The organism is Streptomyces sp. NPDC056738 (assembly GCF_042790435.1).
Taxonomy (GTDB): Bacteria; Actinomycetota; Actinomycetes; order Streptomycetales; family Streptomycetaceae; genus Streptomyces.
The window spans coordinates 199,334-220,289 of sequence record NZ_JBHTZF010000001.1 but is presented as its reverse complement, the minus strand read 5'-3'; the positions used below and the strand labels follow the sequence as shown (position 1 = coordinate 220,289).

Genomic DNA, 20,956 nt, shown 5'->3' with positions numbered 1-20,956 from the left:
GGACGAGAAACGACTCGGACGAACGGCCGATCGCCCTAATCGGTCGCCTTGTAACCGGGGAGCGAGGGCCAGCGGACTGTGAGAACGACCGACTCCTCCTCCGCGAACCAGGAGTGATCGACGCTCCGCCCCCACACGACGTAGTCGCCCTGCTCGGCCAACAGCACGCTGCGCCCGGGCAGTTCCACCCGGAAACGCCCACTGATGAGGACCAGCAGCGCGGTCCGCTCCTCACCCGTCACCCACTGCCCCCGCTCATCGCCCCGCGGGTGGACACCCCATTTGATCTCCACGTCCTCACTGTGCCGAGGATCGGAGACATCCTTGAAATGCCCCAGCAGCCACCCCCGGTCCAGTGCGGCGTCCTGGCCCGCGTTGCCCACATACACGCTGTCGGTCATGGCTCGGAAGGTAGCAGTCGGCGCCATCAGCCATTCGCAACAGGCTGGAAGGCGCGGAGGCGTGGGCGGGGCGTCGAGGATCAGACCGTGAGCATCGGCTGAACGGCCGGCCGTGCGGCTGAGGTCGTGCCGATACGGGTGAAGTATTCGGTGGACAGGATCCGGACGCGGCTCGGCTCCTGTATGCGGGACAGCAGTGCGGGGAGCGGTCGCTCGCCCTGAAGCTGGCTCTGGTGCGAGCAGATGGCGGACCACTTCTGTGGCACCCATGGCGTCACGTCCACGACGGCGGCCACGTCCTCGTCCGGCACGCTGAGCAGCGTCTTTCCGACACTTCGCAACAGCGACCCGAGGCCGGCGACACCGGAGTCCGGGTGCGTGGCCGCGTAGAGCGCACCCGTTCGCCACGGCTCACCCGCCTCGGGGTGAAGCCGGCCGAATCCCGCGGCCTCCACGGCGAGCAGAGCCACTTGGTGGGTGCGACGGTGGTCCGGGTGGCCGGTGAGCTGACCGAGCGCATCATGGGTCACCACGACATCAGGGCGGAACTCCCTGATGTGCAAAACGATTTGGGCGACGGCGTCGTCCAGGTTCACGTCGCACCATCGGGTTCGACCGGGCGCCGACGACAGGTTGCGGGCGTCGCCGTACCCGAGCATGCGCGGTGTGCCTGCCCCCAGAGCGGTCAGGGCTCTGGCGAGTTCGTCGGCCCGCCCGGTGTCCCGGCCCCAGGTGGCGGTGACTACGGACGTGCGGGCGCCGGCGGCTGCATGTTGGGCGAGCACGCCACCGGCAAGCAGACTCTCGTCATCGGGGTGGGCGAAGATTCCGAGCACCGAGGGGAAACCAGAACCTGTCGCGGACGTGGGCGTCGCTATGAGATGCATCCTCATTTCTCATGATGGGCTGAACTCAAGCTGGCTGCAGGCGACAGGTTCACTCCTGGACGCAGTCTTGAACGATCCTTCGAGCCAGCAGGCGCTTCTGTTCGTGGAGTTCGGCCTCTATGGCGTCGGCCCGGGCCGTGTCGAGCGTGACGGTGGCTGCGTGGGTCGTCCCCATGGACAACCGCGTCACGCGCACGCCACTGTCTGGAAGACCGGAGCCCTCGTCCTGCCCGCTCGGTGGGGCGGAATCTATGAGGACCCCATTGCTCGGGATGACGCCATCGGCCGTGCTCCGCGCGCTGGCGCGCAGTGATGCCGCGTGTGTGCCGACCTTCGTCCAGAACTCCTGGTCCACGTTCTGGGCACTGCCGGTCCAGCCGAACGTCTGCGCTGTGACGGCCAGTCGGTGCATCTCTATGGTGACGCCGTCGGCCAGTCGTCGGTCATGCAGAGCTGCGACAGCCGCCTCGGTGGACGCGACACGAGCAGCCGCCGCGTCCGCTTCGAACTCTGCGCGTCGGGCGCTTGGCCTTGTCAGTCCCGCCAGCAGCCGAGCAGCACCCTTCATCAGCAGGCCTGGGATCCACAGGGCCCAGTCCGCAGTGCGGCCATGGGCCTTGAACCGGACGGCCGCCACGGCCATCTCGTCGGCGTACCGGGAGAGCGGGGACGTGTCGAAGGCAGCGTCCGCCGTGATGGCCCGATGCTCCATCTGTTCCGCTCCACCGGCCAGTGCGGCGAGCGCGCTCCCGACCAGTGCCCCGCGTCGGACATCGTGAGATGCGAAGTGCCCCAGTTCATGTGCGAGAGCGGCGACTTTCTGCTGAGGCGCAAAGGTCAGCCAGAGGGGATAGCCGAGCACCAGCCGCCGTCGGCGTCGTATGCCGTAGGAGGTGGCTCGTACGGCGAAATCGGTGCTGAGCTGTACGACGTCGAGGCGTCGTACGCCCAGCTCATCACCTATCTCGTCCAACAGGTCGTACAAGGCGGGCGCTTCTTGCCGCGACAGCGTGGGCAGATCCGGGTCGAGTCTGTCGACACGGGGCCGCAGGAGGACGGCGCACAGCACCAGCACCAGTCCGATGAGCGGCTGGACCACCGTCGTGAGCCGAAGAACGATCAGCGACAGACCGCCTAACAGCAAACTCGCGGTCAGGATGTGCAGCAGAGAGGCGACGCCATAGGCGGCAGCCGTGGATAAGCGCTCCCGGAACGGTATGTCAGGCTCGTCCTCGACCTCAGCAGCCACCCCTCGACCCCGCATGCCGCTCCCCCCGACGGTCACCGAAGGCGGCATCCTCCTCCCCTCGCGCAGCGTTGCCAAGGCGTCATCACGCCTATGAGCTGTCTCCTTCTGGGAAGATCCCGACGTGTTCAACTTCGGGATCGAAAGCTACCGACCGCACTGGCTGAACGGCCGATCGGCGGTCGCGGCAAGCCACGCGCGACAACTGCGGGCACTCATTGGCCGCTCGTTGTCCCATGTCTGGTTGGTCTGGGACATGCAGGCCAACGCGTGGTTATCCGATGGTCCGGTCCTGTTGGACTTCAGCGGAGAGCAGGTCGAGATCAACCATCAGAAGTTCGACGACCTCTCGATCACCTGGAACACGATCGACCCACGTCGGCCCGTCGTGTGGGCCGATTTCGATCTCGAGTGGCGCCAGGGGATGTACCCCGAACTGCAGGAATTCGAGGGCCAAGCCCTTCAGGACGTTGAGCTCCTCGAGTGGATCGGGAGTGACATGGCGCAAGGAACAGTCGCAGTGGGCTTCCACTTTCCCCGCGGCCAACTCACCGTCTACAACGCCCTCGATGAAAACGGGCTGGAATTCGAGCCGCCCGATGAGCGCTACCAGCGTCACTCGTTGAGATGAGGTGGCTTGTTCATCCAGATGGCCCTCACATGTAGGGGCGTTGGCTGGGAGATGATCGCTCCTGTGCCTGCCGAAGGCATGAACAGAGGCTACGACTCAGTGCGTTGAGCGGGCTCAGACTGGATGCATTTGAGGAGGGTGGACGTGACACCGAGACCGTCGATGGACGAGGTCGTGGAGGCGCTTGAGGGCGAGCTGGGGGCCGCGACGCTTGCCGGTCCCGTCACTGAAGACGCCTGGCTCGCCTTCCTTCGCTTCGGGCGGCGGTCGTTCCACCTCTCGGACGCACCTGATGCCGACGGCCTCCTGTTTCAGTACGGGACGCACGCGTTCGACGGTCCTCCGACGTTCACGCTCGACCTCGTCCGTCAATTCGAGGTCACCGACAACAGCGGTGATCACGACCACTACGTTCAAGTCCACTGCGAGCTTCGCTACGGACTCGCACCCGCTCTGGAGGCCCTGGGAAGCTTCAACTCGTGGTTCTTTCACGGGGCCGGAGGCGACGACCTCGAACAGTGGGCCCACGGGTTGACCCAGCGGCCGGCGTGGACCGTGATCCGCAGACTCGAACCTGTCGAGATCAGGGTGTACCAGGAACAGGTGTAGGCCCTCGGGCCGCCGTCGCGGAGAGATCTCCCCGGCGTACGGCGATCCCCGCACTCCGTATCCCCTTCAACTGTCAGCAGTCGAAAGGCATTCGCATACATCCCGGGATGCGGAAGCGCAACCGAAGAGGGACCATGGAGAAGCCGGGAGTCCCTGCTCGGAGCGCCTGCGCGGTCGTCGGGGGACGGCGCGGGCCTCAAGGTCCCGCACTGGGCGACGCTCGTCCCTCAGCAGCGGGGTTCGCTCCCGAACGGGCCTTCCCGCTATGACAGTTCCTCTGGGCGCGTGCCGAATGCAGATCCGGGTCGACTCCGCGGAGGCATCGAGATGACCGTCCTCTTCTTCGACATAGGGGCGACTTTGGCGGACGCCCGCGTGGAGGCGGACGGTTCGCTGACGTTGGTGCCCCGGCCGCGTGTCCTCGCCGTACTCGATGAGTTCCGCGACGTACGCATGGGCGTCATCTCCAACCCCGGTCCCGGTGAAGGTGCCGCCGAGCGCGCCTTCTCCGCCCTGCAGACGGCGTTCCCCGGTCGCTTCACGGACGACGTGCTCGTGCACTGGGGCTCCAAGGGCAGCCGGGAGATCTTCGACGAGGCAGTCGCCGGCACGGCGGGGGAGGAGTCACCGGGGTCACCACCCTCGGCGGCCGGCGATTGCGTCTTCGTCGGTGAGGATCCTCAGGAGCGCGCGTTCGCGAGGGAAGCCGGCCTGCGTACCGCGCCTCACCCCGTGTTCACCCGAGCCGCCGTGGAGAACCGCCCCGTGTTCTGGGCGCGGATCGAGCTGTCCGAGGGCCAAGGGCTGACCGATCTGGAGGCCGCCGCGAACCGGACCGAGGTCGTGCCCCTGCACGTAGCCTCTGCCCGACTCGTGCCGGCGATGGCGAGCACGGCCGGAGCCACGGCACTCGAACAGGCCGGTTTCACGGTCGACTTGCGGCATTCCGTGGAGGAAGCGGACACCCTTCCCCTCCCCGACGATCGCCCCGTCGCCCCCGCTGGGGCACACGAAGCGGCTGTCGGCGGACTCGACACCTTCGGCCCCTCCTGGGCGTCAGCGGGTTGAACGCGCCTGCCCCACCACTTCAGCCCCCTGGACCTGAGCAGGTCCACGCAGAGCCACGGCGTGATCGTGACCACCGGCTCTCCGCGCGAAATCAGCGGGCGCACACGGAAGTTGTTGCCTGAGGAAAGCTGTCGGCCGGGTCCGTGACTGGCAGAGAAAAGCGCCTCGCCCGGGGTGCGCGTCGATGGCGCCGAGCGGATACTCGAAGTAGACACGGTTCTCACCTCTTCGGTCCTGCGCACGAAGCGGAGACAGTGAGACCGCTCGCTACACGGCTGAGCCGGCATCCCGGAGTTCACCTCGCCGTACCGAGGTGCGGAGCAGGTGGGGCCCGGCGCGTCAGACGCGATTGCCCGGTCACAGCACAACCGTCCGCCTGGCGATCGACACCGTCGATGCTCCGCCTCCGGCGCAGACGATCGACGAGGGCGAGCTCCAGTCGGGATCGGCGTGATTGTTCCGATCAGTGATCGTTCCGAACGGTCCGAAGAGTGATCGTTCCGAACCGTCCGAAGAGTGATCGTTCCGGACGTTCCGAAACAGTGATCGTTCCGAACGCGGAGAACAACCACGCGACCACATCCGATGAGTGAGGTTTCCCCGCCTCTCCTCATGTACGCGAGGTGTCCCCATGACCAGGACCTCCCACCTCCACTGCATCATCCCCCCGCACCTGCTCGAGAAGCTCCTGAGCAGCGACGACAGCGAAGTGCGCCAGGTGGCGCTGAACACCATGCTGACCACCGCTCGGTTGCGGGGCGAGCGAGGGATCCGGGCATCCTTCGCCGGTGCCGCCGCCACACCCGGCAACGGCCGGCGGACCGCCTTCGACTGCCAGAACGGCACCTTCCTCCCCTCGGCGATGCTCGCCCGGTCGGAGGACGGCCCGGAGTCCCCGGACGTGTCCGTCAACCGGGCCTTCGACGGACTCGGAACGACACGTGATTTCTACAAGGCGGTGTTCAACCGCAATTCCATCGACGGCCAGGGGATGCGCCTGGACGCCTTCGCCCACTTCGGCGAAAGGTTCAACAACGCGTTCTGGGACGGTCAGCAGATGGTCTTCGGTGACGGGGACGGAAGGATGTTCTCCGACTTCACCGGATCCGTCGACGTGATCGGCCATGAGCTGACCCACGGAGTCACCGAACTCACCGCGGGACTCAAGTATCACAACCAGTCCGGAGCCCTGAACGAATCCATGTCGGACGTCTTCGGGTCGCTGGTCAAGCAGTGGTCGCTGAAGCAGTCGGCCGACGAGGCGGACTGGCTGATCGGGCCGGACATCTTCACCCCGGGCATCGACGCCGACGCACTGCGGTCGATGAAGGCCCCGGGGCACGCGTACGACAACGCCCTGTTCGGCAGGGACCCCCAGCCCGACCACATGGAGGACTTCGTCAGACTGCCGGACACCGAGAAGGGCGACCTCGGCGGAGTGCACATCAACTCCGGCATCCCGAACAAGGCGTTCTTCCTGACGGCGTCGCGTGTCGGCGGATTCGCCTGGGAGGCTCCCGGCCTCATCTGGTACGAATCGCTCAAGGCGTCCGACGTCGAGACGCAGTTCCAGGAGTTCGCGAACACCACGTACCGGAAGTCCGCGGAGTTGTTCGGCGAAGACAGCGCCGAACAACTGGCCGTGCTGGCCGCCTGGCAGGATGTCGGCATCCAGATCAGCGGGATCCTGCCAGGCATCGCCCGGGCACGAAATCTCGCCGCCGACCGCAACGGTGGCGCGGGCGGGGACAAGGGAATGGCCACCGTGAGCCGACAGATCGGCGCACTGGCCGCCCAGGTGACGGGTCTGGCCAGGGATGTGACCGCGCTGAAGGGCAAGTGACCGAGGACGGTCGACGCGGGCGCCCCTGACGGCGACGGGCGCCCGCCGGCCGGAAGGGCGTGCCCGATGAAGGTGACCTGGGAAGCGCACGGAGGTCAGGCGGCCGCGATCCGCCTGGGCCTTCCGCCCAAGAAACTGGAATCCGATGCCCTGCCCGAAGCCGCCGCGGGAGAGCTGGCCCGACTGGTGGCGGCAGCCGCCTCCGAAGCCGGCCACGAACGACCGAGCCGAGCCAGGGACGCGATGAGCCACACGATCACGGTGGAGGACAAGGGCCGCTCGACCGTCCTGACCCGGTCCGACGCCGCCATGTCCCCGGCGTTCGCGGCCCTGCTCGGCTGGCTCGAACAACACATCGCGGAGCAGTGACTCTCACGCGCACGCTGCCCCGTCAGGCCAAGGAGACACCATGGCCGACCACATGCACGCCCACACCCCTGACGAGGTCCTGGCGGGCCGGGGCCAACCACCACGCGAACCGGTCACGGATCCCACGCTCGGCATCGCGATCGATCACCCGGAGCCGGGACAGGAGCCACGCCACCGGCTCGTCACGATCGGGGACTCGCTCACGCACGGGTTCCAGAGCGGAGCGGTCTTCAACACCGACCTGTCGTACCCGGCGATCATCGCTCACGAACTGGGATCCGGCTCCGACTTCCGCTTCCCCGTGTACCCGGGGTACGGAGGGCTGCCCCTGAACATCGAACTCCTGCTGAGGGAGCTCCAGGAGCGCTTCGGCACGGATCTGGACTGGTGGGAGGTCCCGCTGGCCCTGTTCCACGCCCGCAAGTTCCTGGACGAGGTCGAGGACTACTGGGAGCGCGGGCCGGGATCCGTCGTCCCGCAGCTCAACGCCATCAACCACAACCTCTCCGTGTACGGCTGGGACCTGCGCGACGTTCTCGAAAAGAGCGCCAAGATCTGCCAGGACGCCATCGCGACGCCCACCGACAACCTGCTGCGGCAGACCGTCGAGAACAACGGTGACCGCGCGGCACTGCGCGTCCTGCCCTCCAGCACCGTCGACCGGGGCGGAACCATGACGCTGCTGTCGGCGGCCCGCCGCCTCGGCGAGGACCGTTCCGACGGATCGGGCCACGGAATCGAGACCCTGATCGTCTTCCTCGGGGCCAACAACGCCTTGCAGACAGTGACCCAGCTCAGGGTGGAGTGGAGCGACGAAGGGTACGACGACCTGGAGCGCAAGAAGGCGTACACGGTCTGGAATCCCGTCCACTTCAAGGACGAGCTGAGGCAAGTCGCCGCGCAAGTACGGCAGATCGCGGCTCGCCATGTCATCTGGTGCACCGTCCCGCACGTCACCATTCCCCCGATCGCCCGGGGGATCGGCGGCAAGACCGCTCCAGGGTCCAGATACTTCCCGTACTACACCCGCCCCTGGATCGACGACGACACCTTCGACCACGTCATCCACCCGCACATCACGGGACAACAGGCGGAAGACGTCGACCGGGCCATCGACCTCTACAACGACGCCATCACCGACCACGTGAGAGCAGCACGGACGGCGGGGGCGGACTGGTTCCTCATGGACACGGCCGGCCTGCTCGACCGGCTCGCGTCACGCCGGTACATGAAGGACATGACGGCCCGACCGCCCTGGTGGCGGCCCTACCAACTGCCCCCGCAACTGCAGGCTCTTGCTCCGGAGCCGACTTCCCGCTTCATCACCAGCGACGGCACGCGACGTACCGGCGGTGGCCTGTTCTCGCTGGACGGCGTGCACCCCACCACCATCGCCTACGGGATCGTCGCCCAGGAGCTGATCAACGTCATGCTCACGGCCGGTGTACGGTTCCGCCACTCCGACGGCAGCGCACGGACGGCCCCCGTCATGGTCGACTTCGAACGGCTCATCCGTCGCGACACCCTCGTCAACCAGCCACCCGGCAACCTGGATGCCACCTTGGACATCCTGGCCTGGGCGCAGTCGGCACTCGGTCTCCTGAAACGAACCCTCTACTTCCGCGTCTGACCCGGCGGACACGTCCGACACGTCGCCCGGCTCCGGTCCCGGCCTTGAAGCCGAACTCGGAGCGGGCCCGGACCCGGAAGCGCCGGCGTTCCGCGAAGCGCCTACGGATCCGTCGAGAGCACCCGACACCTCACTCTCCGGCCGTTCCCAAGATCGCGCCCGCCGTCGCGAAGCGGTGCACTCCAGGCTTCGCCCTTTCACGGAGGCTGCCGAAGTACTCCGTTTCCGCGGTCCCGCCGAGCACCGCCGACAAGAAGGCGAGGCAGCCCATGTCGTGCCGCTCCCACAGCGGGCCGCGCCCCTCGTTGTAGAGCACGGTCCATTCGTCGGGGTGCTGACCGGGCCGCGCCAGCCAGTACAGGAACGCCCCGGTGCCCTCCTCGAACGCCCATGGCAGGACCCGCGCCCCCGCCTCCCGCAGCCCGGCGGGCTTCTCCTCGAACTCCCAAAGGTCCGCCAGGATTTCGTCGCGCTCCGCCGTCTGCGCGTGCAGGTCGCACTCGTCGTGGGCGGAGGCGGGGACGAGCAGCCAGATGGTCTCGTCGAAGATCCCGGCGCCGTACGTCTCGACGAGCACCTTGTAGTCCGCCGGCAGAGCCACACCCAGGGCACGCTCGGCTCGCGCCCAGTCCACCTCGGGTGGCGGATCGGCGGGCGGCGGGCAGAGCCGGACGAGCGCGTCGAGTTCGATCACGGAGCGGACGCTACAGGGCGACCGGCCGCCACCTGGGGGCGGGTTACGGGCCCGCCACGAGGGCGGAAGCGCGGGTCAGCACGTCAGCTCTCGCGAGCCGCGGGAGTGCCATGGTCGCCGATCCTAGAGCCCGTCAGTGGGAGCGCCGATGCGGCGCAACAGCCCGAGCAGCGTGGCGCGTTCGGTCTCGTCCAACGGGTCGAAGGACGCGGCGAGGACCTCGCGCGTGACCGTGCGCCCCGCCGCCAGGACGCGCTCGCCGGTCTCTGTCAGGTGGTGCTCGATCCGCCGGCCGCGACCGGGGCGACGCTCGATGAGGTGCTGGGACGCCAGGCGGGAAGCCAGGGTGCCGAAGGACTGGTCGCCCTGGAAGGTGGCGACCGCCAGTTCATGTGCGGATGCTCCGGGCGTACGGGCGATGGCCCGCAGCGCGTCCCACTGCGCCAGGGTCGTGCCGACCGCCGAGAGACGGGTGTCGAGCGCGCGGTGGTGCCGGTACTGCGCCTCCTTCACGGCGCGCCCCAGCTCTTCGATATCCACGGGGGCGGCGGACGAGCCCGGGTCCAGGGAGGCCGGAGCGGCGAGATCGGACGCGGAGCCAGTGCCGGTGGCGTCGGGCGTCCTGGTGGCGGCCGTGCCGGCTGCGCTTCGGGCCCTGGGTTCCTCATGGTTCGCGGTCATGGCTGCATCCTAGTGCAGAATCTAAGCTTGCGTATATACGTATGCGTATATACGGTGGGGCACATGACCTCCACCGAGATGCGAACCCGTACCGTCCACTCACGCCCCGACCTCCCCCTCACCCTCACCGAGACCGGCCCCGCCGACGGCCGCCTCGCGCTCGTCCTGCACGGTGGCGGCGGACCCGCCACCGTCCAGGGCATAGCCGCACATCTGGCCGAACGGCACGGCATGCGATCCGTCGTGCCCACCCACCCGGGCTGGAACGGCACCGAGCGCCCCGGCTGGTTCACCGGCGTCGACGACCTGGCGATCGCCTATCTGCACTGGCTCAGGGACGAGGGTCACCGCGACGTCCTCGTCGTCGGCTCGTCGCTCGGCGGCTGGACCGCGGCGGAGATGGCCTTCCGCGACGACGGCGCGGTGATCAGCTCGCTGGTCCTGGTCAACGCCGCGGGCGTGGCCGTCCCGGGAGAGCCGGTCCGCGAGATCTTCGGGCTTCGGCCGGACGAGATCGCCGCGTACTCGTTCCACGATCCGGCCCGCTTCGCGGTGGACCCGGCCACTCTCACCGAGGAGCGGATCGCGGTCCAGCAGGCCAACATGGCCACGCTCCACCTCCTGGCCGGCGACCCGTACATGCACGACCCGAAGCTCCTGAACCGGCTCGCGCGGGTGCGGATCCCGGCGCTCCTGGTCTGGGGTGAGAGTGACCGCATCGTCACACCCGCGTACGGGCAGGCCTACGCGGGGGCGTTCGCCCGAGGGCGCTTCGAGCCGATCGCCGAGGCCGGCCATCTGCCGCACATCGAGCGTCCGGAAGCGACGTTCGCGGCGCTGGACGCGCACATCGACAAGTACGCCGGTGACCTCGGCGCTCCCACCGTGCCGAGGTAGGGGTGTCCTTCAGAGCCACGGACAGCGATCCGTTGGCGCAGGTCACGGTGTGTCCTGGTGGCTCGGCGCGAAGGCGTGCCGTCGCGCGAGGGCGATCACGGCCAGGCTGAGGGCTCCGAGCACCGCCGCGGCGGTCGCGTCCGCGGTGACGTCGACACGCTGCAGGAGGAGGCCGCCGATGATGCCGCCGAGCGCCATGGCCGCGTTCCACAAGGTCACGAGGATGGCCTGCGCGGTGTCGGCGACCGCTGGACTCCGGCGTGTCCCGGCATGACCGGCCGCGGTCTGAAGGAGCGTGGGCGCGGCACCCCACCCCAGACCCCACATGACGGCCGCCACCCAGACGACGGCCTGTGCCGTGGTGACGGCGAAGGCGGCCGTGGCGAGCGTGAACAGGGTCGCCGCGGTCAGCGCGAGCTCGCGCGGACGGCCGTCGATGAGACGGCCGGTGTACCAGATGCTGACCAGGCACGCGATGCCGAAGGCCAGCAGGATCGCGTCGGCCGCGGAGCCGAGGCCGGCATGCCCCAGGTACGGCGCGATGTACGCGTAGATGACGGTGTGGCCGAGGACGAAGGTCACGACGACGACCATGACGGGCGTGACGCCGGGGACCCGTAGCGTCTCCAGGGTGGTCGGCTTCCGCTTCTCGGCGGTTGTCGTGGGCCGGCTGACGGCGGGAACCCCGAACGTGATCCACCCGAGGACGCCGAGAGTGACCACCGAGACGGCGGCGAAGGACACGCGCCACCCGATCTGCTCCCCGATCAGCGTCCCGGCGGGAACGCCCAGCGACAGCGCGAGGGGGATCCCGGTCATCGCGATCGCGATGGCACGGCCTTCCTGACCGGCGGGCGCGGTGTGCCGCGCGTATCCGGCGAGGATCGCCCACGCGAGTCCGGCGGCGACCCCGGCGAGGAACCGTGCGGCGAGCAGGACCGCGTACGTGGGCGCGGCGGCGGTGAGGGTGTTCGCGACCAGGAAGACGGCCATGGCGCCCAGCAGCAACGGCTTGCGCCGGATTCCCGCCGTGGCGGCGGCCAGCGGAATGGCGGTGAGCGCCGTACCGGTGGCGTACACGGTGACCGCCTGGCCCGCCGCGCCGGAGCTGACGCCGAGAGAGGAGGACATCTGGGGGAGTACGCCCGCCGGGAGGGTTTCCGTCAGGCTGGTGATGCAGACCGCGGTGCCCAGTGCCAGCAGCGCGGACCACGGCAGGACAACACGTCGTGTCGGAGAGGCTGTTGTGGTCGTCATGCACTGATCGTGAAACCCTCACATACATGTGATGGTCAAGCCCGGGCCGGGCGGCTAACCTCGAGCGGATGCGAATCGGTGAACTGTCCCGCGTTTCGGGAGTGTCCAGGCGCCTGCTGCGCTACTACGAGGAGCAGGGCCTGATCGTGCCGGATCGGTCGGCGAACGGATACCGCGACTACGACGAGCGGAACGCGGACCGGGTGAAGCAGATACGTGGCCTGCTGGCGGCGGGGCTGCCCACCCGGCTCATCAAGCAGATCCTCCCGTGCCTGGACAAGCCCAGGTCCATTCACTTCCCGGACGCCACCCCGGAGATGCTCGCTTTGCTGACCTCGGAGCGGGACAAGCTCACCGACCGGATCGAGACGCTCACCCGCAACCGCGACGCGATGACCGAGTACCTGGCCGAGGTGGAGCAGCACCGGGCCCCGGTCGCACCCGGTCGGCCGGGCGGCGCCTGATCAACAGCGCCGCGCCTGAAGCCAGTTCCTCACCTCACGAGCTCGTGGACGATTCTGTCGCCGTCCTCCGCGAGCACCGCGGGGCGCAGCCGAACCCCGCGCAGCCCGAACCGCTCGCGCCAGTCGGCCAGTTCCCGGGCGAGGCGCTCCGTGGTGCCGACGAACACGTACGTGTCCTGTGCCCAGACAAGGCCGGCGGCCTCGTTCAGCCGGGCCAGCCTGGCCTCCGCGTGCTCCTGGGTGTCGCCCAGCACCACCGCGACGTCCGCGTACACCTCGGTCTCGACCGCGTCCGGTGTCAGTCGCTCGACCTCACGAAACGCCTGCAGGAGCGAGGGAATCGGATGCTCCTCGGACGGGGTGACGAAGACCCGGTCCGCGACGGCGGCCGCCAATCGGTAGGGCTCCAACGCGTGATGGGCGAGCACCGCGACCCTCGGGACACTCAGCACCGGAACGGTCAGCGGGCCGGCCGCCGGATACCTTTCCGCCCCGGTGACTTCCAGCGGAGCGACCATGTCCCGGCGCAGGAACGTGTCCCCGGAGCCCAGGCTCTCGCCGGGAAACGTGTGCCACAGCTCGCGCACCGTCCGTACGTAGTCCTCGGCGTCACGGAAGAGATCCCGCAGCCGTCGCGCGATGCGGGTCGGGACGTACACGTCCTCGGGCTGCAACCCTGGCGTGGCCCGGCCGCCGACCACCACGGCGTCGCGCGCGTCGGCGGAGACCTGCGGCCGCCACACCACCCGGCCCGGCCCGATCGCCGCCAAGGACGCCATCTGCGCGGCCACATGGAACGGATCGGTGTGCGTCACGTTGCGTGACACCACCACCTCGCCGATGTCCGTCGTCGCCAGCAGGACCGCCGCGGTGACCACGGGATCGAGCCTGCCGCGCACCCGGTCGCGGGCGTGGTCGGCGGTGGCGAAGCGGTCGGTCTGCAGGCTCAGGCCATCCTCGAGCGTGACGAAGTCGACGCCGCCGGCCGCGGCCGCGCGGCCCCAACTCGTCCAATAGCCGCCTCCGAAGATCTCTTCCGCATCCGTCACCGGCGACACCAGCCACGACGCGGGGTGCCAGCCCGTGCCCTCCAACGCCAGGCCGAACCGAAACGAGTCGCTGTCCATCAAGTCCCTGTCCATGACTCGATTGCACAACCATCACACCGATGGGAAGGTCAATGCGTCACCAGACTGAAGGCGATGTTCCCCGCCGACGAGCCGGGCTTCAGGCCGCCGGTGGTGCCTGCGTGTGATCCCGCACGATGATCTTGCCGGTGTTCTCGCCCCGCAGCATTCCCAGGAACGCGTCCACGATGTGCTCGAAACCGTCGACCACCGTCTCGTCCAGGGCGAGCCGGCCGCTCTGGAGATGCGGCACCGCGAACTCGTACAACTCGTCTTGCAGGTCGATGTAGTTGCTGACCAGGAAGCCCTCCATGCGAAGGCTCTTCTCCACGATGTCCGCGTGGTCGAAGCGAGGCGACGACGTGCCGGCGGTGTTGTACTGGCTGATCGTGCCGACGCGCACGACGCGTCCGAACACACGCAACGCTCCCACGGCGGCGGCCAGTTGCTCACCACCGACGTTGTCGACGAACACGTCGATCCCGCCCGGCGCCGCCTTCGCGAGCAGATCGGCGGTGGGTCCGTCGTGGTAGTCGAAGACGGCGTCGTAGCCCACCTCCCGTGTGAGGTGACCGGCCTTCGCGGCCGAACCGGCGCTGCCCACGAGCCGCCCCGCACCGAGCAGTCGGGCGAAGCGCGCGGTCGCCGTGCCGACCCCGCCCGCCGCGGCCGACACGAAGAGATCCTCGCCCTCCTGGAGCCGGGCGATCCGGGTGAGGCCGACGTAGGCGGTCAGGCCGGTGCCGCCGAGCGTGCTCAAGTACGCCGTCAGGGGCACCTTGTCGAAGCGAGGCAGCCTGCGGATCTCCTCGGGCGTGACGACCGCGTGAGTGCGCCAGCCCCTCCGGTGGAACACGATCTCGCCCTCGTCGAGCCCAGGCGTGCGCGAGGCGATGACCCGTCCGATGGCGCGGCCCTCCAGCGGGGTGTCGAGCGCGAAGCCGCCGGGCATGTCGTCCATCATCTCGCGGTGATACGGATCGACGGACCAGTAGAGGTTCTCCACGAGCGCGCTGCCGACAGCCGGCTCGGGAAGCGAGGATTCGACGAAGGCGAAGTGCCCAGAGGTCGGAAAGCCGGAGGGGCGGGCGGTCTGGTGCACGGTGAGCGCGGTCTCGGTCATGCCCCGGACCGTAGGACGGGAATGCGGCACCTGGTCAGACGGTTGGCCTCATGCGACACACCCTTCCATGAGCAGTTCTCATACCGTGAGGTGAGCGCCCCGTGGCCCGCACGACCGACTCCGATCTCACCCCGCAGGAACTGCGGACACTGGTGGCGGTCGCGGACGCCGGAGCCTTCTCGGCCGCCGCCGAGGCACTCGGTGTGACCCAGTCGGCGGTCTCCCACTCCGTACGCGGCAGCGAGCGCACGATCGGAGCCGTGCTCTTCGACCGCGGCCGCACCGGCGCCCGCCCCACGCCCGCCGGGGAGAAGGCCGTCGCGTACGCCCGCCGTATTCTGCGCCTGCTGGACGTCCTGGCCGCCGAGGCACGAGGTGCGGCCCGGTCCGAGACCGTGGAGGGACCGCTGCGCATCGCGGCCTTCCGCAGCGCGGCCCTCCACCTGCTGCCGCCCGTCCTCCAGCGGCTGCGCGCCCGCTATCCCGGAATCGAACCCCGGGTGCGGATCGTCCGCGAGGTGGGGCGGGGCACGGCGGGCGAAGTGGCCGACGGGAAAGCCGACGTGGCCATCGCCACCCTGGGCGGCTCCGTGCCGCTTCCACCGGGCCTGGTCGCCCGCCGGCTCCTCGAAGAGCCGTACGCCCTGGTGCACCCGACGGGCCACACCGCTCCGCGCTCGCTGCCGCTGGTCGACTGGGCCGAGAACTGCGGCTCCTACACCCGCGACTGGTGGGCGGGACAGGACTGGATCCCGAAGGCGACCGTCGAGGCCGAGGACGACGGAGCGGTGCTCTCCTTGGTGAGCAGCGGTCACGGCATGGCGATCATGCCGGCGCTCTCCCTGACCGGAGCCGCGGACACGGTGGGGATCACCGACCTCGGCCTCGAACGCCCGACACGCCAGATCGGGTACGTCACCACCTCCGAACTGGCCGCGACGGCCGTGGTCCGCGCACTGGTGAGGGAACTGCGGACGACGGTCCCGCAGGCGGTGGGCCTTGTCGGCGGCGACTGCTGATCCGGTCAGGTGCCGGGCTCCTCGGTCGGGTGCCGCGCTCCTCGGTCAGGTGTCGGAGTCCTCGGTCAGGGTCAGGTTGGCCCCGGAGGACGGGTCGAAGACGTGCATCTTGGCCGTGTCCACCCAGAGTTCGGCCCGGCCGCCCTCGCGGACCCGCGTGGAGGCGTCGAGACGGGTGACGATCTGATGCCCGCCCGCCCCGGTGTCGGTCGTCCCCGAGTCGGCCGCCAGCTCGGCGAGCTCGGACGTGGCGGTCGGCTGCCACTCGTCCTCGGTGAAGTACGCGTACACGTCCGATCCGAGGGATTCGACCACGTCGATGTCCACGCTGAACGTCGTACCCGATTCCGACCTGCTCTGGTCCACGAGGGCGGCGTCCTCGAAGGCCTCCGGGCGCAGCCCCACGATCAAGTCCCTGGGGGCGTTGTGCTGTTCGAGCGTGCGGCGCAGCCGGTCGCTGAGGTCGAGGTCGCCCACCGACGTGTGCAGGCGGCCGCCCTCCGCGGTGGCGTGCAGGAAGTTCATCGCGGGCGACCCGATGAAACCGGCGACGAAGAGGTTCTTCGGCTGCTCGTAGAGCCGCTGCGGGGTTCCGATCTGCTGCACGACCCCACCGCGCATCACCACCACCCGGTCGCCGAGTGTCATGGCTTCGGTCTGGTCGTGGGTGACGTAGACCGTGGTGCTGCCCAGGCGCTGCTGGAGGCGGGAGATCTGGGTGCGCATCTGGACGCGGAGCTTGGCGTCCAGGTTGGAGAGCGGCTCGTCCATCAAGAACGCCTTCGGGTCGCGCACGATGGCCCGTCCCATGGCGACGCGTTGGCGCTGACCGCCGGAGAGGTTGGCGGGCTTGCGGTCCAGATGGTCCGTCAGATCCAGGATGCGCGCGGCCTCTTCGACCTTCTCCCGGATGGTCGCCTTGTCCACCTTGGCCAGCCGGAGCGCGAAGCCCATGTTGTCGCGCACACTCATGTGCGGGTAGAGGGCGTAGCTCTGGAAGACCATGGCGATGTCACGGTCCTTGGGAGTCCTGTCGTTGACGACCTCGCCGTCGATCAGGAGCCGTCCCTCCGTGATGTCCTCCAGCCCGGCGATCATGTTGAGGGTGGTGGACTTACCGCAGCCGGAGGGACCGACGAGGATGACGAACTCGCCGTCCCCGACACTGAGGTTGACGTCCTTCACCGCCACCGCACCATCGGGGTAGCGCTTGGTGATGCCTTCGAGAACGATCTCTGCCACGGTCGGTCCTTCTTGTCCTGACGAACGGCTGCCGCCGGTCAGCCCTTGACGGCTCCGGAGGTGAGCCCGGCCACGATGCGCCGCTGGAAGAGCAGCACGAAGACGATGATGGGGATGGTGATCACCACCGCGGCGGCGGCGATCGAACCGGTGGGCTGGGCGAACTGACTGCTCCCGGTGAAGAAGGCGATGGCCGCCGGCACGGTCCGCGCCGCCGAGGTCGAGGTCAGCGAGATCGCGAAGAGGAAGTCGTTCCAGCAGAAGATGAACACCAGGATCGCCGTGGTGAACACGCCCGGCGCCGCGAGCGGAGCGATCACCAGCCGGAACGCCTGCGCCGGGGTGGCCCCGTCCACCTTGGCCGCCTTCTCCAGATCCCAGGGGATCTCCCGGAAGAACGCCGACAGCGTGTAGATGGCCAGCGGCAGCGAGAAGGTCATGTACGGGATGATCAACCCGGTCCAGGTGTCGAAGATGCCGATGATCCGCTCGATGTTGAACAAGGGCGAGACCAGCGAGATGGGCGGGAACATCGCGATGAGCAGCGACATCCCGATCAGCAGGCTCTTGCCGGGAAACCGGAGCCGGGCGACGGCGTAGGCCGCCATCGTGCCCAGCACGACCGCGATCACCGTGGAGATGAGGGCGATGCCGATGGAATTGATCAGAGCCCGGGTGAACTCGGAGGTCTGGAAGATCCCGCGGTAGTTCTCCCACGTCCACTTCGTCGGGATGAAGCTCCCGTCGGTGAGGGTGCTGGGGTCCTTGAAGGACAGCGCGATGATCCACCAGACCGGGAAGAGCGCGTAGGCGATCACGAGGATGTTGACGACGGCCCATCCCGACTTCCGTCGTCGTCCGGCGGCGGACATCAGCGTCCCCCTTCCTGGGCGCCGGGGGCGGCTGCCCCGAACAGCTTGATGAAGGCGAAGGCGATCAGTCCCACGCACAGGAAGATCAGTACGGAGATGGCCGACCCGATGCCGAGGTTGAGCGCGGTGAAGAGGTTGTCGTAGCCCAGGATGGACACCGAGCCGGTGTTGTGGGCGCCGGACGTGAGGATGTAGATGTTGTCGAAGATCCGGAAGGCGTCCAGGGTCCGGAAGAGCAGCGCGACCAGGATGGCCGGCTTCATCAGGGGCACGGTCACCAGGAAGAAGCGCTGCCAGGCACCGGCGCCGTCCACCTGGGCCGCGCGCAGCGTCTCCTCGGGCACGAGGGCGAGACCGGCGAGCAGCAGCAGGGCCATGAAGGGGGTGGTCTTCCACACCTCCGCCAGGATGATCAGACCGATGGCCGGCCACTGTTCGGTCAGCGGCGCGTCACCCGAGGGCAGCAGGTCGGCCAGATAGCCGGTCTCCGGGGTCCAGGCGTACTGCCAGGAGTAGGCGGCGACCACGGTGACGATGCCGTACGGGATCAGGATCGCGGTACGAACCGTGCCGCGCCCGAAGATGGTGCGGTGCATGACCAGCGCCAGGGCGAATCCGAGGACGAGCTCCACGGCCACGGACACCACGGTGATGAACACCGTCACCCACAGCGCCTGCCACCAGAACTCGGAGGACAGCACGGCACCGTAGTTGCTGAAGCCGACGAAGTGCGCCTGTTGCGGAAAGCGCAGATCGTACCGCTGGAGCGAGAGATAGATCGCGTAGACGATGGGGTAGGCGGTCACGGCGAGCATGACGATCACGGCCGGCGCGCACAGCAGCCAGCCCAACCGGCGTTCCTGCCGGGCCCCTTCGGACAGAGCACGGCCTTCCTTGGCCACCGGTGCGTGCTCAGGGGCGGTCGGAGCCGACTGGGTCACGGGATCAGCCCCTTCGAGTCGAGGGCGTCCTTGATCTGGCCACTGATCTTCTGCACGTCCGGTCTCGGCTGGATCCCGTTCGGCGGCGACAGGGTGTGCGAGATCGCGATGGACACGTTCTGGTAGGCGGGGGTCTTGGGCCGGATGCTGGCGTTCTCCAGGGCCGCCAGGACCGTGGAGGCGAAGGGGTAGTTCTTGACGAGAGCGGGATCCGAGTAGAGCGGGCGGAGCGTGGGCGGCAGGCCGCCCTCGAGCGCCGCGGTCAACTGGTTCTGCCGGTTCCGCAGGCACAGCGCCGCGTCGAAGGCGAACTCGGAGTGACGGGTGTAGGCGCCGATGGCCAGGTCGATGCCACCGATGGTGGGCTTGGTGGGCCTGCCCTTCTCGACCGCGGGATAGGGCGCCCAGCGGAACTGCTTGAAGAGCTTGGGGTTGTTGGCCTTCATCGAGGGATACACGAAGGGGTAGTTGATCTCGAACGCCGCGCTGCCGGATTCCATGGCCAGCCGGTTCTGGTCCTCCATCTGATTGGACAGGGACGGGTCGGCCGCGGCCGAGGTGGCCAGGGTCTTCATGATGGAGGCCGCGCGCACGGCGGGTGGGCCCAATCTGGGAGCCGTGGCGGTCGCGTTGAGGATGGAGCCGCCGGCACTCTCCACCAGCGAGTTGAACCACACGGTGAGTCCCTCGTACTGCGCGCCCTGGATCTCCACGTAGTGGGGCTTGCCCTGCTTCGCCAGGCGGCCGGCCATCAGCAGCATCTCGGCCCAGGTCTCGGGCGGCGTGGGGACCAGGTCCTTGCGATACCAGAGCAGTTGGGTGTTCGTGTTGTACGGGACGGCGTACAACCGCCCCTTCCACGTGGCCGTCCGCAGCGGGACCTCCAGGGTGTCCCGGATGGCCGCCGCGCGGTTGCCCCCGGTCCACGGCAGGATCCACTTGGCTTCCGCGAACTCGGCGGGCCAGGTGACGTCCAGTCCGATGATGTCGACCGTGTTGTCCTTCGCGGCCAGTCGGCGCACCAACTGCTGACGCTGCCCGTCCGCGGTGCGGGGCAATTTGTTGTAACTGATGCTGTAGCGCCCGCCGGACCGTTTGGAACAGGCCTTGGCCGCACTCGCGAGCGCACCCGAATCATCGGGGAAGTTGTACCAGTTGAGCGTCACCGGCCCGCCACTCTCGCTGCCGCAGCCAGCCAGCAGAGCTGACGACAGGCACAGTGCGAGCAGAACCCGCAGGAGGCCACGGTTGCCGGACGAAGGCGCCACCCCACACTCCTTCCTGACCAGTGCCATGGACCCGGACAGAACGGAGGAAAGCCCGGACGCGGGAGAGGCTAGGCCCGCACCCGACACCACCTCGCACGCCACACCGACCGGTCATCCGATCGGACGCGGCGAGCCGGCCCCGGCATCGGGCCTGGAACCTGCTGCGGCGTTGACGTTCCGATCCCGGCCGACCGAGCAGGATGCCGTCGGTTCCACGGGCGATTCGAGCGCGGCGACGTGCCTGCGACATGTCTACGCCGGGAAACCGGCCTCGGCCCTCAGGTACCGCCCCCAGATCTGGGCCTTGCGATAGGGACCGTCCCCGTCGCTGTCGTACTGCGGCGTGTCGAAGGCGACCCAGTACAGCAACTCGCCACTGAGCGACTGGACATGTTCGCCGTGCTCGGGCGCACCCATGGCATCGATCGTTCCGGAAAACTCGACCGGCCAAGGACCGTCCCAGTCCGAGGCGCGGACGACCCGGACGCGGCTGCCGGGTGCCAGCGCACCCGTCGGCCATGTCCGACTCAACGGACGGCCGAGGAGGCGCTCGATCGCCTGACGGTCGCCCATATCCGTGGAAGCAGCGTCGGACGTGTCTGTCATGCCACGCACCCTGCCCGCACTGCCCCAGTGGCGCCAGAGGATAAAGACAGCTCAGCGCCGCTCAGGGCGTGAACACCATAC

22 protein-coding genes are annotated in these 20,956 nt (G+C 68.6%); 9 read left to right on the top strand and 13 right to left on the bottom strand.

What is annotated here, in order from left to right; all coding sequences use genetic code 11:
* Positions 1-35: 35 nt before the first annotated feature.
* The 3 genes from ACFRIC_RS00845 to ACFRIC_RS00835 form a co-directional block, all read right to left on the bottom strand.
* On the bottom strand, positions 36-401 hold the full coding sequence (locus tag ACFRIC_RS00845) for a signal peptidase I (protein WP_382778321.1): 366 nt from the start codon (positions 399-401) through the stop codon (positions 36-38).
* An 80-nt stretch (positions 402-481) separates the two neighbouring features.
* The gene (locus tag ACFRIC_RS00840; protein WP_382778320.1) at positions 482-1,288 is read right to left on the bottom strand and encodes a PIG-L deacetylase family protein; all 807 of its coding nucleotides are present in this window, start codon (positions 1,286-1,288) and stop codon (positions 482-484) included.
* A 49-nt stretch (positions 1,289-1,337) separates the two neighbouring features.
* On the bottom strand, positions 1,338-2,537 hold the full coding sequence (locus tag ACFRIC_RS00835; protein WP_382778319.1) for a M48 family metallopeptidase: 1,200 nt from the start codon (positions 2,535-2,537) through the stop codon (positions 1,338-1,340).
* A gap of 121 nt (positions 2,538-2,658) precedes the next feature.
* On the opposite strand from ACFRIC_RS00835, the gene ACFRIC_RS00830 reads away from it, so the two are divergent.
* The 6 genes from ACFRIC_RS00830 to ACFRIC_RS00805 all read left to right on the top strand — a co-directional run bounded on the left by ACFRIC_RS00830 (position 2,659) and on the right by ACFRIC_RS00805 (position 8,684).
* The gene (locus ACFRIC_RS00830) at positions 2,659-3,165 is read left to right on the top strand and encodes a hypothetical protein (protein WP_382778318.1); all 507 of its coding nucleotides are present in this window, start codon (positions 2,659-2,661) and stop codon (positions 3,163-3,165) included.
* Positions 3,166-3,327: 162 nt separating this feature from the next.
* Positions 3,328-3,774: a hypothetical protein gene (locus ACFRIC_RS00825; protein ID WP_382778317.1), complete on the top strand. Its 447-nt coding sequence runs from the start codon at positions 3,328-3,330 to the stop codon at positions 3,772-3,774.
* 327 nt (positions 3,775-4,101) lie between these two features.
* Positions 4,102-4,842, top strand: a complete 741-nt coding sequence (locus tag ACFRIC_RS00820; RefSeq protein WP_382778316.1) for an HAD family hydrolase — start codon at positions 4,102-4,104, stop codon at positions 4,840-4,842.
* A 631-nt stretch (positions 4,843-5,473) separates the two neighbouring features.
* Positions 5,474-6,685 carry a M4 family metallopeptidase gene (locus tag ACFRIC_RS00815; RefSeq protein WP_382778315.1) on the top strand — a complete coding sequence of 404 codons (1,212 nt, stop codon included), beginning with the start codon at positions 5,474-5,476 and terminating at the stop codon, positions 6,683-6,685.
* Positions 6,686-6,751: 66 nt separating this feature from the next.
* The gene (locus ACFRIC_RS00810) at positions 6,752-7,054 is read left to right on the top strand and encodes a protealysin inhibitor emfourin (RefSeq protein WP_382778314.1); all 303 of its coding nucleotides are present in this window, start codon (positions 6,752-6,754) and stop codon (positions 7,052-7,054) included.
* 40 nt (positions 7,055-7,094) lie between these two features.
* On the top strand, positions 7,095-8,684 hold the full coding sequence (locus tag ACFRIC_RS00805; RefSeq protein WP_382778313.1) for a hypothetical protein: 1,590 nt from the start codon (positions 7,095-7,097) through the stop codon (positions 8,682-8,684).
* Between the two features lie 130 nt (positions 8,685-8,814).
* Here the strand turns inward: ACFRIC_RS00805 and ACFRIC_RS00800 are convergent, their stop codons facing one another.
* Both ACFRIC_RS00800 and ACFRIC_RS00795 read right to left on the bottom strand, forming a co-directional pair.
* Positions 8,815-9,378, bottom strand: a complete 564-nt coding sequence (locus ACFRIC_RS00800) for a hypothetical protein (protein WP_382778312.1) — start codon at positions 9,376-9,378, stop codon at positions 8,815-8,817.
* A gap of 123 nt (positions 9,379-9,501) precedes the next feature.
* A complete protein-coding gene (locus ACFRIC_RS00795; RefSeq protein WP_382778857.1) occupies positions 9,502-9,918 on the bottom strand; it encodes a MarR family winged helix-turn-helix transcriptional regulator in 417 nt (138 codons plus the stop codon).
* Between the two features lie 204 nt (positions 9,919-10,122).
* Between ACFRIC_RS00795 and ACFRIC_RS00790 the strand changes: the two genes are divergently transcribed.
* Positions 10,123-10,956, top strand: a complete 834-nt coding sequence (locus ACFRIC_RS00790; RefSeq protein ID WP_382778311.1) for an alpha/beta fold hydrolase — start codon at positions 10,123-10,125, stop codon at positions 10,954-10,956.
* 42 nt (positions 10,957-10,998) lie between these two features.
* Here ACFRIC_RS00790 and ACFRIC_RS00785 read toward each other — a convergent pair whose 3' ends face one another.
* Entirely contained in the window at positions 10,999-12,213 is a 1,215-nt protein-coding gene (locus tag ACFRIC_RS00785; protein WP_382778310.1) for an MFS transporter, read from the bottom strand.
* Positions 12,214-12,281: 68 nt separating this feature from the next.
* Here ACFRIC_RS00785 and ACFRIC_RS00780 point away from each other — a divergent pair, with 68 nt between their 5' ends.
* Positions 12,282-12,677, top strand: a complete 396-nt coding sequence (locus ACFRIC_RS00780; protein ID WP_382778309.1) for a MerR family transcriptional regulator — start codon at positions 12,282-12,284, stop codon at positions 12,675-12,677.
* Positions 12,678-12,706: 29 nt separating this feature from the next.
* On the opposite strand, the gene ACFRIC_RS00775 is transcribed toward ACFRIC_RS00780, so the two are convergent.
* Both ACFRIC_RS00775 and ACFRIC_RS00770 read right to left on the bottom strand, forming a co-directional pair.
* Positions 12,707-13,819, bottom strand: coding sequence for an LLM class flavin-dependent oxidoreductase (locus tag ACFRIC_RS00775; protein WP_382778308.1), 1,113 nt, complete (start codon positions 13,817-13,819; stop codon positions 12,707-12,709).
* Between the two features lie 85 nt (positions 13,820-13,904).
* On the bottom strand, positions 13,905-14,927 hold the full coding sequence (locus ACFRIC_RS00770) for an NADP-dependent oxidoreductase (protein ID WP_382778307.1): 1,023 nt from the start codon (positions 14,925-14,927) through the stop codon (positions 13,905-13,907).
* Between the two features lie 101 nt (positions 14,928-15,028).
* Here ACFRIC_RS00770 and ACFRIC_RS00765 point away from each other — a divergent pair, with 101 nt between their 5' ends.
* A complete protein-coding gene (locus ACFRIC_RS00765; protein WP_382778306.1) occupies positions 15,029-15,946 on the top strand; it encodes a LysR family transcriptional regulator in 918 nt (305 codons plus the stop codon).
* Between the two features lie 45 nt (positions 15,947-15,991).
* Here ACFRIC_RS00765 and ACFRIC_RS00760 read toward each other — a convergent pair whose 3' ends face one another.
* The 5 genes from ACFRIC_RS00760 to ACFRIC_RS00740 form a co-directional block, all read right to left on the bottom strand.
* A complete protein-coding gene (locus tag ACFRIC_RS00760; RefSeq protein WP_382778305.1) occupies positions 15,992-17,188 on the bottom strand; it encodes an ABC transporter ATP-binding protein in 1,197 nt (398 codons plus the stop codon).
* 38 nt (positions 17,189-17,226) lie between these two features.
* Positions 17,227-18,060 carry a carbohydrate ABC transporter permease gene (locus ACFRIC_RS00755; protein WP_382778304.1) on the bottom strand — a complete coding sequence of 278 codons (834 nt, stop codon included), beginning with the start codon at positions 18,058-18,060 and terminating at the stop codon, positions 17,227-17,229.
* On the bottom strand, positions 18,060-19,001 hold the full coding sequence (locus ACFRIC_RS00750; RefSeq protein WP_382778303.1) for a carbohydrate ABC transporter permease: 942 nt from the start codon (positions 18,999-19,001) through the stop codon (positions 18,060-18,062). Before ACFRIC_RS00750 ends, ACFRIC_RS00755 begins: the two co-directional genes overlap by 1 nt.
* Positions 18,998-20,269, bottom strand: a complete 1,272-nt coding sequence (locus ACFRIC_RS00745; protein ID WP_382778302.1) for an ABC transporter substrate-binding protein — start codon at positions 20,267-20,269, stop codon at positions 18,998-19,000. Before ACFRIC_RS00745 ends, ACFRIC_RS00750 begins: the two co-directional genes overlap by 4 nt.
* A 252-nt stretch (positions 20,270-20,521) precedes the next feature.
* Positions 20,522-20,875 carry a ferrous iron transport protein A gene (locus ACFRIC_RS00740; protein ID WP_382778301.1) on the bottom strand — a complete coding sequence of 118 codons (354 nt, stop codon included), beginning with the start codon at positions 20,873-20,875 and terminating at the stop codon, positions 20,522-20,524.
* Between the last annotated feature and the right edge of the window lie 81 nt (positions 20,876-20,956).